Origin of the sequence: Ferdinandcohnia salidurans (assembly GCF_042680725.1) — a bacterium.
Classification (GTDB): Bacteria; Bacillota; Bacilli; order Bacillales; family Bacillaceae_L; genus Ferdinandcohnia; species Ferdinandcohnia salidurans.
This window is the reverse complement of sequence record NZ_JBHUEK010000012.1, coordinates 1-12,789: the sequence shown is the minus strand read 5'-3', so window position 1 is coordinate 12,789 and position 12,789 is coordinate 1. Positions and strand designations below refer to the sequence as shown.

At 34.1% G+C, this 12,789-nt stretch carries 13 protein-coding genes; all 13 read left to right on the top strand.

Features of this window, described 5'->3' with window-relative positions; genetic code table 11:
- Positions 1-177: 177 nt before the first annotated feature.
- Positions 178-855: a GntR family transcriptional regulator gene (locus ACFSFW_RS09695; RefSeq protein ID WP_304212439.1), complete on the top strand. Its 678-nt coding sequence runs from the start codon at positions 178-180 to the stop codon at positions 853-855.
- A 26-nt stretch (positions 856-881) separates the two neighbouring features.
- A complete protein-coding gene (locus tag ACFSFW_RS09690) occupies positions 882-1,934 on the top strand; it encodes an NAD/NADP-dependent octopine/nopaline dehydrogenase family protein (protein WP_388037543.1) in 1,053 nt (350 codons plus the stop codon).
- Positions 1,935-1,970: 36 nt separating this feature from the next.
- Positions 1,971-2,549: an MptD family putative ECF transporter S component gene (locus ACFSFW_RS09685; RefSeq protein ID WP_304212433.1), complete on the top strand. Its 579-nt coding sequence runs from the start codon at positions 1,971-1,973 to the stop codon at positions 2,547-2,549.
- A 30-nt stretch (positions 2,550-2,579) separates the two neighbouring features.
- Positions 2,580-3,389 carry an energy-coupling factor transporter transmembrane component T family protein gene (locus ACFSFW_RS09680; protein ID WP_304212432.1) on the top strand — a complete coding sequence of 270 codons (810 nt, stop codon included), beginning with the start codon at positions 2,580-2,582 and terminating at the stop codon, positions 3,387-3,389.
- A 40-nt stretch (positions 3,390-3,429) separates the two neighbouring features.
- Complete coding sequence (locus tag ACFSFW_RS09675; protein ID WP_304212428.1) at positions 3,430-5,193, top strand: ABC transporter ATP-binding protein; 1,764 nt, start codon at positions 3,430-3,432, stop codon at positions 5,191-5,193.
- A gap of 83 nt (positions 5,194-5,276) precedes the next feature.
- Positions 5,277-6,167: an NAD(P)-dependent oxidoreductase gene (locus ACFSFW_RS09670; RefSeq protein ID WP_304212425.1), complete on the top strand. Its 891-nt coding sequence runs from the start codon at positions 5,277-5,279 to the stop codon at positions 6,165-6,167.
- Between the two features lie 156 nt (positions 6,168-6,323).
- Positions 6,324-7,016 carry a GntR family transcriptional regulator gene (locus ACFSFW_RS09665; RefSeq protein ID WP_304212422.1) on the top strand — a complete coding sequence of 231 codons (693 nt, stop codon included), beginning with the start codon at positions 6,324-6,326 and terminating at the stop codon, positions 7,014-7,016.
- Between the two features lie 70 nt (positions 7,017-7,086).
- Positions 7,087-8,286, top strand: a complete 1,200-nt coding sequence (locus ACFSFW_RS09660) for a trans-sulfuration enzyme family protein (RefSeq protein ID WP_304212420.1) — start codon at positions 7,087-7,089, stop codon at positions 8,284-8,286.
- Positions 8,287-8,417: 131 nt separating this feature from the next.
- The gene (locus ACFSFW_RS09655; RefSeq protein ID WP_304212417.1) at positions 8,418-9,176 is read left to right on the top strand and encodes an amino acid ABC transporter ATP-binding protein; all 759 of its coding nucleotides are present in this window, start codon (positions 8,418-8,420) and stop codon (positions 9,174-9,176) included.
- Positions 9,177-9,193: 17 nt separating this feature from the next.
- Entirely contained in the window at positions 9,194-10,006 is an 813-nt protein-coding gene (locus ACFSFW_RS09650) for a transporter substrate-binding domain-containing protein (RefSeq protein WP_304212413.1), read from the top strand.
- Positions 10,007-10,165: 159 nt separating this feature from the next.
- Positions 10,166-10,864: an amino acid ABC transporter permease gene (locus ACFSFW_RS09645; protein WP_304212410.1), complete on the top strand. Its 699-nt coding sequence runs from the start codon at positions 10,166-10,168 to the stop codon at positions 10,862-10,864.
- A gap of 12 nt (positions 10,865-10,876) precedes the next feature.
- Positions 10,877-11,569 (top strand): amino acid ABC transporter permease, encoded by a 693-nt coding sequence (locus ACFSFW_RS09640; protein ID WP_304212408.1) that lies wholly within the window; start codon positions 10,877-10,879, stop codon positions 11,567-11,569.
- A 71-nt stretch (positions 11,570-11,640) separates the two neighbouring features.
- A complete protein-coding gene (locus ACFSFW_RS09635) occupies positions 11,641-12,672 on the top strand; it encodes a uroporphyrinogen decarboxylase family protein (protein ID WP_304212404.1) in 1,032 nt (343 codons plus the stop codon).
- The last annotated feature ends 117 nt before the right edge of the window (positions 12,673-12,789 follow it).

Here is a 12,789-nt window from a genome sequence, read left to right as displayed (position 1 = left end):
TTCGTTGGTAAAGTGCCCTTATAGGGCGAAATCAAAACCGCCCGTTCTACGGGCGGATACTTACTTATAACAATATTTTTTTAAAAATATACTAAATTTTCTTTACATTTAAAACATTTAGAAATATAATTGTATACAATTATTCAATTATTTTTTTATATTAAGGGAGGTGAATAAATGCATTTGAGTAATCCAAAGATTACAAGAGTATCTGCAAAAGACATTGCTTATACAGAAATAAAGGAACGTATTATTAAGTGTTCATTCCAGCCTGGGGAACCGATCGTTGAAGATGAATTAGCAAATGAATTAGAGATTAGTAGAACACCTTTAAGAGAGGCTCTTCAACGCTTAGAAATAGAGGAGTTAGTTGAACGACAACCAAACGGCCGTTTAAAGGTAGCTTCTATTTCCGTGCAGGAAGTGAAAGAATTATTTTTAGTTCGGAGTCTATTAGAAGGGATTATTGTAGTCGAGGCTATCGATAATATAACGGAGAATGACATTAAGCATATGTCTTATCTTGTTTATATGATTAAAGAGAATTCAAGGGAAAGCAACTACGAAGATGTCAATCATTTTGGTAGTCAATTTCATTCAGCATTATATAATCTTAGCCATAACAGAACAGTGATAAAAATCTTATATCAGTTGAACGATAAAATTTCAAGATATAGGCGTCTTGCTCATTATGTAGATACAAGGAAAACGTCAGATGAGCATGAAATTATTCTTGATCATATTGTTCAAAAAGATAGACACAATGCAGAGATAACCATTAAAAATCATATCTTAGACTCAATGAATCAAGCAGTTGAAGCAGTAAAACGATATGAAGACTCTCTGCAGAATTAAAAAGGTCTTGCTAAAGGAGGATTTAAATGTCATTCGCTGTCATTGGAGCGGGTAATACAGGTCAAGCCATTGCTGGATACCTCGCATTGCAAGGAAAGAAGGTAAAGCTTTATAGTCGAAGTCCAATCAAAGCAGAAATTCTATCGTTTCAAGGTCTAGAAGTAAACGGGATCTATTCAGGAAAAGTTCCAATTCAAGCATCACCTCATATTGAAGAGGTAATTGTAGATGCAGAATACATTATCATAACAACAACAGCATCAGGACATAAACCTATTTTCAATCAGCTAAAACCATATTTGAAAAGGAACCAAACGATTGTAATATTCCCTGGATATTGGGGGGCATTAGAATGTAGAGAAGTTCTTGGTGATGATATTGAAGTGAAAAATCTTACAATCGCTGAATCAAGTGCAATGCCTTTTATTTCAAAAGCCGAATCCACTGGTTATGTAACGATTAGTAGAATTAAGCAAAATGTTCAAATTAGTGTAGTACCAACTTCTAAGAATCTTACAATCTCAAAATACTTCCTAGAAACCTTCCCACAATTAATTACAGCAAACAATGTTATCGAGACTTCTCTAAACAATTCAAACGTCGTAGTACATACTCCAATCACTTTGTTTAATGCTAGTAGAATCGACTCTGCAAGTGAATTTAGGTTTTACGGTGACGGAACTTCACCATTGACTGTTACGTATGTTGAAAAGCTTGATGAGGAAAGGATCAATCTTGCGGAACATCTTAATATAAAAACACAAAGTATCCTTTCTATTTTAAACGAGTTTTATAAAACGGATTACCCTAGCTTATATGAAGCTTTGCCCGGGTTATTCCCAGATGGATTAGCACCAACCACTTTGGACCATAGATATGTGACGGAGGATATTCCATTTGGGCTTGTTCCGATATCAGAGTTAAGTAGAAGGGTAGGGTTAGAAACACCATATACTGACTCACTTATTAATACTGCTTCACTGCTAATGGAAAAAGACTTTAGGTCGGAAGGTGTAAGCTTTGAAGAACTTACAGAAAAAGATATCAATAATCTGAAAGGGCTTACACATTATATGTAATTTAAAAAAATTAATCAAAATGTAGGAGGTTATGTGATGTCACAAGTAGAGTTAGGTACTAAGCTTTCAATGGTAAAAAGAAAGGTAACGGCGGTTGATTTAATTACGATTGTAATATTTGCTGTCTTATATCGTGTACTTTGGTATTTCTTCAAATTTGCTGGTGTTGTTTTCCCGTTTAACCATACTTTCGTTTATCTGTTCTGTGCTTTTTGTTTAGTACTATGCTGGGTTGTTGTACGGAAGCCTTATGCATCAGTTTATTTTACAGCCGCTTGGTGTGCCATTAACTTCTTTTTACAAGGCGAACTTCCAATCTATTGGATACTAGTTGTCATTGCACCAATACTACCTGAATTATATTTGAATAGCAGAAGTAAAGCTTTTGCAAATCCAAGTGATGTTTACTCTAGTACAAAGGATTTAATTGTAGCTGCCGTAATTTACAACGCAATTTATGAGGTTTTTGTTTGGTGGAGTATTGTTTATCCATACCAAATTCCAGTACCATTCCATTTAATTGTTATCGTTTTTGGGATATCTGTTGTTGGAATGATTATTGGTACAGTCATTGCTAAGCCTCTTGGGCTAAAATTAAAAGCTCTTCTAGGATAATGAAAAATGATTTGTATGGAGGTGTAAGCCATGGCAGCAAGTGATTTTGTTATAAATCTAGATAAAGGAACGTGGGTCCATAAATTGGACCCACGTGCGAAATTACTTTTGATCATTGGATTCGTCGCAACACCATTGTTATTTATGGATCCCCTATATTTAACAATTATCTTACTAATTGGTATACCTATTTGGTTATCAGCGAAGATTCATATGAAATCAATTATGCCCTTACTCGGCACAATCGTCATACTTGCCATGTCAGCAGTTATTTTTTCTACTTTTTATAATTATGAACAAGCAAATGCCAATGTCCTATTTTCAATCGGTTCGCTTCAAGCGACAGATATCGGCCTATATTCTGGTTTGGTGCTTGGATATAGAATTGCTATACCATGTTTTATGACGATTGTTATTATAACGACAACTGATCCAGCGTTGTTGGCAAAGGGTTTAATGAAGATGAAGGTTCCTATGAATATCGCCTTTATGTTTTTAGGAACATTAAGGTTCTTCCCATTAGTGTTCGAAGAATTAACAAATATCTCAAATGCACAAACCATTAGAGGAGTTAACAAAAAAGGAATAAGAGGAAGCTGGAACAGTTTTAAATTAGCTGCTTTTCCTTTGCTGATTAATTCGTTAAGAAGAAGTAGAACAATGGGACTGGCTGTTGAAAGTAAAGGATTTAGCAAGATGGCTTGGCGAGAATACTACCAAGATATGAAACTTGAAAACAAAGATTATATAGTTATCATTTTAACGATTGTATTCTTTGTCGGTGCGTTGTATGTAAGATACGGTCTCGGATTAGGAGCAGATAATTCATTTATTGCGTAAGTACAATGTTACACGAAATCCTTTGCAAAGGAGCGAACTTATGAGCACAGATTCTATTATTCATGTAAAAGATCTTAGTTTTTCGTATCCTAATGTCGATAAAAAGACATTGAAAAAAATTAATTTACAAGTTAAAAAGGGAGAATTCGTCCTTTTATCAGGTACAAGTGGAAGTGGGAAGACAACCTTAGCAAAATGTCTCAATGGAATTATACCTCATTTATCAGAAGGAAACCTAGAAGGTGACATTGTTATTAATGGAAAAAACACTCAATACGTTCCAATGCACGAACTATCTTCCGAGATAGGAATGGTATTTCAGAACCCAGAAGATCAGATCTTTTCAATTCGTGTAGAGGACGAAGTGGCATTCGGAGTAGAATGTCAGGGCTATACTCAATCAGAGATTAAAAAACGCGTTGCTTACGGTCTTCAGAAGTTACGATTAGAAGATATTAAAAAGCATATAACGTTTTCCTTATCAGGTGGACAGAAGCAAAAAGTTTCCATAGCTAGTAACCTAGCGATGTTACCATCTATCCTCATACTTGATGACCCAACCACTGACCTTGATCCGGTTAGCAAGCAGGAAGTAATGGATATTTTAGCTGAACTAAAGGAAGAGTTAGATACTACTTTTCTAATTATTGAGCATGATTTGAATGATTTAATTGAATTTATTGATCGAGTAGTTATCATGCATGAAGGCGAAGTTTTATATAATGGGAGTCCAAGTGAGATCTTTAATAAGCACTTCTACGAACTCAATCAACTAGGAATACGAATCCCTGATCATATAAGGCTTGCAAAATATTTATTTAATAAAGGTTTTATTTTAGATAAATTCCCTATCACAAAAAAGGAAGTTTTGGAGTGGACAAAGCAGCTTTTAAATTCTAAGAAGTTAGCATTTCCAGAACAAAAAAATAGTCCAAAACAGGATAATGCCAAATTAGTCGCATCTTTACGAAACGTTGATTTTAGTTATAGCAAAGAAAAACAAATACTCCATGATATTAATTTAGACATCCGAAAAGGTGAACTATTAGCAATCGTAGGTCATAACGGCTGTGGGAAGTCTACATTAATGAAGAACTTAATTGGACTGTTAAAACCTACACATGGGGATGTCGAAATCAATTCTAAAAATACAAAGAAGAGCAAGGTCCAAGATATCATCTTAGATATTGGCTATGTTTTTCAGAACCCAGATAATCAGTTGTTCTGTAACACAGTTGAAGATGAAATTAAATTTGGGTTAAAAAATAGAGGCTATGCGGAAGACATTATTAATCAACAGTTAGAGTTAGCTATTAATACAGTTGGTCTTCAAAATAAAAGAAAAGAACATCCTTTTTCTTTGAGTAGAGGAGAACGTCAGAGATTAGCCGTCGCTACTATGTTGGTGTCAAATCCGAAAATTATTCTGTTGGACGAACCAACAACTGGACAGGATGAACAAAACTTAAAGTCGCTTTTATCCTTAATGGAAACATTAATTAAGGATAATGAAGCAACCATCGTTATGATTACTCATGATATGGAAGTGGTAGCTCAGTATGCTAGTAGAGTAGTTGTAATTGACGCAGGTAAAGTGGTGATGGAAGGAGAGCCAAATGACGTATTCTTTAGTAATTATGAAAAGCTACGCTCATTAAAGCTTAAGCCGCCTATTATCTCACAATTTTCTGCAGAACTAAGTGAATTTGGATTTCCTCATGTCTCGAATTGGAACAAATTCAGTGAGCAATTCATTCTAAAAGACAAAGCATTAGCCGAAGGATCAAAAAGGTCTATTATTTAATAGAATCTTAATACACCTACTCATGCAGTAGGTGTATATTTTATTTTCTTTACGTTTGATATCGCGTTATTAATGAGAAAGGAATGAGGGAAATCGAAATCAAAAGTAGTATCGTTATAGGTTTTATAGGTATAGGTGTTATGGGGAGTGCTATGGCTAAAAATCTTTTACTTAGTGGTTATAAACTAAACATTTACACAAGATCCAAGGAAAAAGCTTCGGAGTTAATAAAGTTAGGTGCAATTTGGAGGGAATCTGTTAGAGAAGTTACATTAGATTCAGATGTAATCATTACTATGGTAGGCTTGCCTTCTGATGTTGAAAATCTTTATTTGAAAAAGGATGGTATTATAGAAGCTGCAAAAAGAGACACATTAGTAATTGATATGACAACGTCAAAACCTTCCTTGGCCAAAATGATTTTTCAGAAGGCGTTATTGAAAGGGATATTAGCACTAGATGCCCCAGTTTCTGGAGGTGAGGATGGTGCTAAAAACGGTAGTCTTACTATTATGGTTGGAGGATCAGAGGTTGATTTTCATAAAGCACTACCTATTTTAGAAACTATGGGTAAAAACATCTATTATGAAGGTACAGCTGGAGCTGGACAGTATACAAAGATTTGTAATCAAGTGGCAATGGCTAACAATATGGTTGGTCTATGTGAATCAATAATTCTCTCGAAAAAAGCAGGTCTGGACCCAAAAGGAATACTAAGAACATTAACTAAAGGAACATCTAATAGCTGGGTTATGGAAAACTTAGCACATAAAATGATTGAAGGTGATTTCAAGCCAGGATTTTATGTAAAACATCTAATTAAGGATTTAACCATTGCTTATGAAACTTTTAAAGAAATGAATGTTGATGCGCCTGGACTGAAATTAAGCTTATCATTGTTTAAACAGCTGGCAGACATGGGAGAAGAAAATAATGGCACACGAGCATTAATAAAGGTATATGAGACAGAATAAGAAGTTTTACTTATATGCAACATATTTATAGAGAAAAAAGTTACGAAATATATTGACAATTATTAATATTTAAATTAACATAACTGTATACAATAATTGTATACAGTTTTTGAATACAAAAAATGCATACAAAAATACAAATAGCGAGGTAAGTCAATGAATAACCAGTTCAATAGCCCACCAACAAAAGGTTCAGCGAAAGACTTTGCTTATTATGAAATTAAAAGACGGATAATAGATGGCATACTACAACCTAATCAACCTGTTAGTGAAGAGGATTTATCCTCAAAATTAAATATCAGCCGAACACCTTTAAGGGGTGCTTTAGAGAAACTTGAATTTGAAAAAATGGTCATTCGTCAGCCTAATGGAAGGCTGAAAATAGCTCCAATTTCTGTAGAAGAAGTAAAAGAAATCTTTAAAGTTAGATCTAAATTAGAAGAAATTGCAGTTGCTGAGGCAACAGAAAATGCTACACAAGAGGATATTAAGAATCTAAAGGATATTGCTGATAACCTTCGAGATGCCTCTAAAGAGGGGAACATAGAAGAGCTTTTAAAATATGGAGTCGATTTTCATTCATATATTTATGAATTAAGCCGTAACGGGACAGTTAATAATTTTTTATCACAATTATATGACCATATTCATAGATACAGGCGCTTAGTTCCAAATCAGAGTGTAAAACGAGCAATAGAAGAGGGAGAAGAACATCAACTTATTTTGGAATGTATTACAAATAAAGATATTAAGGGAGCCGAGTTAGCAATGAAAAAACATATAGAAAATAGTTTATCTTCTGCCATTACGGCAATTGGTATTTATGAAAAAAATAACTCTATATGGTAATTTATTTTACCAACTAGTTTACTTACAAAAGACTTACCATAAAACAAATTTGAGAGGGGTATTAAAAAGTATGATGAATCCATGGAAATTTAACACTCAAGCAGTTCACAATGAACAACATCCAGATAAAAATTCTAGAGCAGTATCACAGGCAATAATACCAGCTGTAGCATATTCATTTGAAAATGCAGAATCTGCAGTTGAAGTTGTAACAGGGAAAAGAGAAGGAAGATATTATGGTCGGTATGGGAATCCAACTACTAGAACATTAGAGAAAAAAGTAGCATCCTTGGAAGGTGCTGAAGATGCCTTGGGAGTTAGTAGTGGCATGGCAGCGATAAGTGTGGCATTAATGGCTCATCTTTGTTCAGGTGATCATGTCGTTGTAACTAAGGATGTATATGGAGGAACCCACAAATTTTTATCAACTATTGCTAGTAGGTATGGAATTGAATACGATTTTGTAGACTGTACAAATTTAGCTAATATTGAAAGCGCCATCAGAACAAACACACGTGCTGTTTATATTGAAACACCTTCGAACCCAAGTCTTACCCTGATTGATATTAAGAAGGTCTCAGAAATGACTAAACGATACAATCTTGTTTTAATAGTAGACAATACGTTTATGACACCATATTTACAAAAGCCATTGGAACTTGGAGCAGATGTAGTTGTTCACAGTGCTACAAAATATTTAAATGGGCATGGTGATGTTATTGCAGGTATTATATGTGGTAAAAAAGAAATGATTGATTTTATGCGTAAAGATATTATGGGAGACTTAGGACAAAATTTGAATGCTTGGGAATCATTTTTAATCTTAAGAGGAATAAAAACACTCGGAATACGACTGAAGCAACATTGTTATAATGCACAAAAAGTAGCAGAATTTCTTGAAAGCCATCCATCTGTAGAAAAAGTGTACTATCCAGGTTTAAAATCACATCCTCAGCATGAACTAGCAAAACAGCAAATGAAAGGTATGGGGGGGATTGTTTCATTTGAGGTTAAGGGAGGTGTTCAAGCAGGAAAAGAATTTATTAGTACTTTGAAAATTGCCATGATTTCTTTTAGTTTAGGAGATCCGGAGACTTTAGTACAACACCCAGCTTCAATGACTCATTCATCGATTCCGGAAGAAAGACTCTCAGATTTTGGAATTGCAAAAGGCCTAATTAGATTATCTGTTGGCTTGGAGGATGTCGAGGACATAATTACAGACTTAGAGCAAGCGTTATCGTCCATTACTGTTACAGTTAATAAGTAACAAGTGTAAGATGTTTTTGAACATGAATGAATGATATATTTTTTTGCTATAAATATTCTGAATATTCCATCTTGTGTACAGATATTGTATACAAACTGATGCGTTGATTTCTAATAAGGGAGGGTAACTAAATGCTAACATTAAAAAACCTTCGGATATCCTTCGATAATAACGAGATTCTGAAGGGGATAAATCTAACAGTTAATAAAGGGGATGTTGTAACTTTTATTGGGCCAAGTGGAACTGGAAAAACAACTTTGTTGAGATGCTTAAACTATTTAGAAAAGCCAAACGATGGGGAGGTGATTCTTTCAGGACTTCATATAGATTATAAATCAGTACAGAAAAAGGATGTCCTCAAACTTCGAAGAAAAACAGCGATGGTTTTTCAACAATTCAATCTATTTAAACATAAGACAGTCATTGAAAATATTATGGATGCTCAAATAGTAGTACAAAAAAAGTCTAAAAAGGAAGCTTATGAAAAAAGTCTTTTGGAATTGGAACGAGTAGGTTTACTCGATAAAAAGGATATGTATCCCTCACGTTTATCAGGAGGTCAGCAACAAAGAGTAAGCATCGCTAGGGCGTTAGCTCTAGAACCAGAGGTTATTTTATTCGATGAACCTACTTCTGCACTTGATCCCGAATTGGTAGATGAAGTATTGAAGGTAATTGAAAATGTTGCGAAATCTGGGGTAACAATCCTTTTGGTAACTCATGAAATGAGGTTTGCAAAAAATATTTCTACTAAAGTTGTATTTATGGATAAAGGGCACATTGCAGAAGAAGGGCCGCCCTCCCAAATATTTGAAAACTCAAACAACATAAGAACCAGAGAATTTTTAAAGAGTTTTTATGAGGACAATTTAGTTTCAAATAATGGATGAAAAGGGGATGAAACTTGATGATTAAAAGAACAAAGTTACTTATTTTTTTAGGATTAATCTTATTATTGGCAGCATGTAGCGGTGAAGCCTCATCGGAAAAATCAGAAACAGGTGTAAGAACGATTGAAGTTGCTGTTCCTCCGACTTCAAAACCATTAAGTTGGGAAGAAAATGGGAAACTAGTAGGATATGAACCTGACATTCTTAGGCTTGTAGATGAAAAATTAGCAGATTATGAGTTTAACCTAGTAGGTGTTGCTGATAGTGCAGCTGAAATAGGTCTTGATACAGGTAAGTACGACATGATTGCTCAGGGGTTATTTAAAAGTGCGGAACGTGAAGAAAAATACCTATTACCTTCTGAAAACAATGGCGCAAGTTTAATGAAAATTTATACGAACGATAAAGATATTAAAGAAATGAAGGATCTAGTTGGTAAAAAAATTGTTCCTACAACTCCTACCGGAGGAGTTTTCAATTTCTTAATGGCTTGGAATGAAGAAAACCCTGAACATGAAATTGAGTTCCAAACATCAGATGCAGGTTTATCGTATGCTGATCGTTTAAAAGAAGTTGATTCGGGAAAATACGATGCTTTAATACTGCCATCCAATTTGGGGCAAAGCAAAATTATTGAAAATGAGAACTTGAATATTCATGTAACTGATCCGGTTAAGGTTTTTCCAACATATTTTTTAATCTATAAAACAGAAGAAAATAAAAAATTTGCAGAAGAAGTAGGCAATGCCTTAAAGGAACTTAAAGAAGAAGGTGAATTATCTGAATTATCAATAAAATATTATGATGAAGATGTATTTATACATGAATAAAGTTGACTAAAGGGTAAACAACTGGACCCCATTATGATGAGACAAAATGAAGAACTTATTAGGAAAGTTAATGGGGTCTATGAATCAATCTTAAAGCTTCAAATTTACCAACAGAATCTACCATTGTTCTAATCTAAGGAGAGAAGGGTTGCCGATACAATGGATTTTAAATTTATGATTGAAATACTTCCGGAATTTTTAAGTGTCCTTCATATAACCATTCTGATCATAATTGCATCCTCAACATTAGGATTAATTTTAAGTATTTTTGTAACAATGATTCGAATAAAAGAGATTAAATATCTTAGTAAAATTATGACTTTGTATATTTCTTTTACAAGAAGTGTGCCAATCGTCCTTCAATTATTCTTAGTCTATTATGCTCTTCCAGTCGTTTTTTCACTAGTGGGAATTAATATTAGTAATATAAGTGCTGTGATAGCAACAATCATTGCATTAACTCTATATAATGGAGGTTATTTGGCGGAGGTTATTCGTCCTGCTTATTTAGCGGTTGAACGAGGTCAACATGAAGCAGCGCTAAGCTTAGGCTATACACCATTTCAAAAATTGACAAGAATTATTGCACCTCAAGTTATTCCAATAGCTTTACCTGGTTGGGGAAATGCCTTGATTTATCTCATTCATGATACCTCATTAATATTTGTTATTGGAGTGCTTGATATTATGGGTGTTGCAAATTTATTAATTTCTCAATCTTATGGATCTAATCAAGTTGAAATCTTTCTAACAATAGCCGTATTATTTTGGATTTTATGCCTTGTATCAGACAATATTGTCCGTTTCCTTGAAAAGAGAATCAAATATTCACAAATAGGTAGCGGAATAAAACAGTAAGGGGGGGTTCAATTGTTCAAATTTGATATTCTTGTAGAGGATTTTGTAGGGATTTTAACGGTTGTCCCTAAGACACTATTATTAGCTTTAGTTATACTACTAATCTCAACACTCCTAGGGGGAATTATTGCAATCATTCAACAATATAAAATCCCTATAATCTCCCAGTTAATCACAGTCTTTAAATCATTTTTAAGGGGAACCCCAGCGGTGGTATTGCTTTATATTATGTATTACGCCTTACCTCAAATCAGTCATCTTCTATTATCGTTGATAGGAATAGAATTTAATCCAAATAATTTAAACCCAGTAATCACAGTTATCGTTACCTTTTCATTAACTTTATCTGCTTTTCAGTCAGAAATTATTAGAGGAGCATTTCTTTCTGTAAATTATGGGCAGATTGAAGCAGCACAATCATTAGGATATAACTTTTTACAGACTCTTTGGAGAGTCATCGTACCACAAGCATTAACCGAAGCTCTGCCAGACTTTTTGAATTCTTATATGGTTATTATAAAAGCGCTATCACTGGCATTTTTAATTACTGTCGTAGACATTTTTGCTAAAGCAAAAATAGTAGGAGCAATGACGTTCAGGTATTTAGAAGCATTTGTTGCAGCAGCTCTAATATATTGGTGCATAAGTGCACTATTAACGTATCTTGTAAATAGATATGAGATTAGACTTAGGAAGGGGCACTAATTCTATTATTTTGTTTAAAAAAAAACTATATATCAAAAGGTTAAATATATTTAGTGAAGGAGTTTTGTGAAATGAATAAGTTTGAGCGTATTAAAGCAGCATTGAATTCAAAGGAAGTAGATCGAGTTCCTGTTAGTTTGTGGATGCATTTGTCAAAGGATGATATTAACCCAGGTATTTTGGCAGACTCTCAAATAGAATTTACTAAGAAATACGACTATGATTTTATAAAATTGATGCCCTTTGGTTTATATTGTGTGGAAGATTGGGGAGCTCAAGTACAATACTTTACAAGAACGAATCGTCCTCCAATTATTAAAAAATACGGAATTCACTCAATTGAAGATTGGGGGAAATTAAAGGTCTTACCGGCATACTATGGAACCTACGGAAAACAACTTCAATTGGCACAATATGTTAGTAATAGAGTGAAAGGTGAATTACCATTTGTTCAAACGATTTTTAGTCCGTTAACGGTTGCAAGAAAACTCGCCGGGGATCGTATTCTGTTGGATATGAAAGAAAGACCTGAACTACTTAAAAATGCACTTGAAGTCATAACAGAAACGACAATTAATTTTGTTAAAGCAAATATAGAAGCCGGTGTAGATGGATTCTTTTTTGCGACTCAATGTGCATCGTACGATCTTTTAACAGAAGAAGAATACAAAATATTTGGCGAACCTTTTGATTTAAAGGTGATAGAAAGCTATAACAAGGAAACGTTTTTAAATATTGTGCACATTCATGGTGATAAAATTATGTTCGACTTAATTAAGGATTATCCAGTTAATTGTTTGAATTGGCACGATCGTTGGACTGCTCCTTCGTTAGCTAAAGCGAGAACCCTGACAAATAAGTGCTTACTTGGAGGAGTTAGGGAAGTTCCATATTATGATGAGAATAATAGAATGATAAGAAATAGTTTATTAATTGAAGGTACCGTAAATGAAGTAGAAAATCATGTAAAAGAGGCTATAGATGAGGTCGGTGGTAAAGGGTTAATTTTAGGCCCAGGATGTGTAATAGATCAGGCTACACCAGAGAAAAGTCTTTTTGCAGTTCGGAGAGCCGTTACTTCTAATCAGCATACATTAACATAGCTTTACCATAAATAATGATAAGGGCTTCGTCCTCTTACGGAGCCCTTTCAAATTAGTCTTTTTAAACCACACGCTCTGCGTGTGTGCAAACGAAACTTATAGAGTCGTACCAGAAGA

What these genes read in the sequence shown, in the direction of transcription:
- ACFSFW_RS09695 (WP_304212439.1), top strand. Translation starts at nt 178, where the DNA reads ATGCATTTGAGTAATCCAAAGATTACAAGAGTATCTGCAAAAGACATT.
- ACFSFW_RS09690 (WP_388037543.1), top strand. Translation starts at nt 882, where the DNA reads ATGTCATTCGCTGTCATTGGAGCGGGTAATACAGGTCAAGCCATTGCT.
- ACFSFW_RS09685 (WP_304212433.1), top strand. Translation starts at nt 1,971, where the DNA reads ATGTCACAAGTAGAGTTAGGTACTAAGCTTTCAATGGTAAAAAGAAAG.
- ACFSFW_RS09680 (WP_304212432.1), top strand. Translation starts at nt 2,580, where the DNA reads ATGGCAGCAAGTGATTTTGTTATAAATCTAGATAAAGGAACGTGGGTC.
- ACFSFW_RS09675 (WP_304212428.1), top strand. Translation starts at nt 3,430, where the DNA reads ATGAGCACAGATTCTATTATTCATGTAAAAGATCTTAGTTTTTCGTAT.
- ACFSFW_RS09670 (WP_304212425.1), top strand. Translation starts at nt 5,277, where the DNA reads ATGAGGGAAATCGAAATCAAAAGTAGTATCGTTATAGGTTTTATAGGT.
- ACFSFW_RS09665 (WP_304212422.1), top strand. Translation starts at nt 6,324, where the DNA reads ATGAATAACCAGTTCAATAGCCCACCAACAAAAGGTTCAGCGAAAGAC.
- ACFSFW_RS09660 (WP_304212420.1), top strand. Translation starts at nt 7,087, where the DNA reads ATGATGAATCCATGGAAATTTAACACTCAAGCAGTTCACAATGAACAA.
- ACFSFW_RS09655 (WP_304212417.1), top strand. Translation starts at nt 8,418, where the DNA reads ATGCTAACATTAAAAAACCTTCGGATATCCTTCGATAATAACGAGATT.
- ACFSFW_RS09650 (WP_304212413.1), top strand. Translation starts at nt 9,194, where the DNA reads ATGATTAAAAGAACAAAGTTACTTATTTTTTTAGGATTAATCTTATTA.
- ACFSFW_RS09645 (WP_304212410.1), top strand. Translation starts at nt 10,166, where the DNA reads ATGGATTTTAAATTTATGATTGAAATACTTCCGGAATTTTTAAGTGTC.
- ACFSFW_RS09635 (WP_304212404.1), top strand. Translation starts at nt 11,641, where the DNA reads ATGAATAAGTTTGAGCGTATTAAAGCAGCATTGAATTCAAAGGAAGTA.